The 1,540-nt window shown below is 54.6% G+C and carries 1 protein-coding gene and 1 pseudogene; both read left to right on the top strand.

Annotation, left to right across the window (positions count from 1 at the left end):
- Positions 1–112 precede the first annotated feature (112 nt).
- Positions 113–472, top strand: a complete 360-nt coding sequence (locus RQ738_RS13610; protein WP_314165861.1) for a hypothetical protein — start codon at positions 113–115, stop codon at positions 470–472.
- Between the two features lie 85 nt (positions 473–557).
- Positions 558–1,540, top strand: a pseudogene (locus tag RQ738_RS13605) (hypothetical protein); the annotation flags it as partial.

Below are 1,540 nucleotides of genomic sequence, written 5' to 3'. Positions count from 1 at the left end.
CATCAATCAACCTGGTTACCTTATTTTCTCGAAGCTTACTGCTTGTCAGGCTTATGTTAACGGGACAGCAGTGAAAATAAGTATAAGCCGGTGATAAATTAAGTCTGTCTCGATGCAGGATTATAAGCACGATTTGCGAAAAAGTTTTGTTCCTATTCATTACCGGCTTCTCTATAATTTCTTTATGGTGAAGACATTTTCAAATTTGAAGCTGGTTGCCTTCCTGGCAGGCATGCTGATTTGGGGTCAATGGGCGATCGCGACCCATCACCACGATCTGGCAAATTCAGGTAATGAGATTTGTGATATTTGCCTGGTGGCACAGCACGGCAAGGCGGGTCTTGCCAATGCCGGACTATCTATTCAGGTGTCTATTAGCGTCGAGTCTCCGACCACACAATTTCAGCACTCCCTCATCAGTCGTCCGCTGCCCCGGCTGTCCACCCGCGCGCCACCGCCACTCCCTGTTTGATTTCGTAATTAAATAGTTTTTATCAAATTTGCGCACCGGCCTGGTTGAATCAAGCTGGTGATGCGCCTGATATGGAGAATTCGCGATGAGCATGTATATGCGTCTTGTATGTATTTTTATGTTGCTTGGGTTGCCCGGCGCGGGCGTCCTGGCAGCCGACAGTGAAATTGAGGAACTCAAACGGGAACTGGCGTCAATGCGACAGAGCTACGAGACTCGCATTCAACAACTGGAGTCCCGTATTGTCGACCTTGCCGACAAACAGGCAGTAACAGACCGTGCAGTGGAAAGTCGCCCGGTTACTCCCGTAACAGCAAGCCCGGCTGGCAGCCAGAGCAGCTTCAATCCCGGCATCACGGCCATCCTGAATGGTAAAATCAACAGCTATAGCAGGCGTGCGGATAACTACGCGCTGCCCGGGTTCCAGCTGGGGGGCGAGGCCGGCCTGTCCAGTGAGGGCCTGACAGCCGAGGAAACCGAGCTTGCTATCAATGGCAACATTGACGACCGCTTCTTCGGCAGTATCACCCTTGGGCTGCACCAGGATGAGTCAGCAACCGAGGTTGAACTGGAAGAGGCCTATATCGAGGCCGTCGGCCTGGCCAATGGTTTCGGCCTGAAGGCGGGACGCTTCTTCTCTGAAGTCGGTTACCTTAATCGTCAGCACGCCCATGCCTGGGACTTTGCCGACGAGCCACTCGTCTACCGCGCCTTTCTCGGCAAGCAATATACGGATGATGGCCTGCAGGTGCGCTGGCTGGCCGCCACTGATACGTTCTTCGAACTGGGCGGCGAGTATTTGCGTGGGGCAGGGTTCCCCGCAGGTGGCTCGGACAATGAAGGCAAGGGTGTCTATTCGCTCTTTACCCATCTCGGTGGCGATATCGGCGACAGTCATAGCTGGCGCGTCGGCCTGTCCGGTCTGTGGGCCGATGCCCGCGAGCGCGCGAGCGGCGGCGATCATGAGCATGCTCATGGCAGCGGCGGTATCGAGCCATCGACATTTGCGGGAGACAGCAATTTATGGATCGCCGATGTTGTCTGGAAGTGGGCTCCGCGGGGTAATCC

Source organism: Sulfuriflexus sp. (genome assembly GCF_032250955.1).
Lineage (GTDB): Bacteria > Pseudomonadota > Gammaproteobacteria > AKS1 > AKS1 > Sulfuriflexus.
Note: the sequence above shows the minus strand (reverse complement) of the source record. Positions and strands in the feature narration are given on the sequence as shown.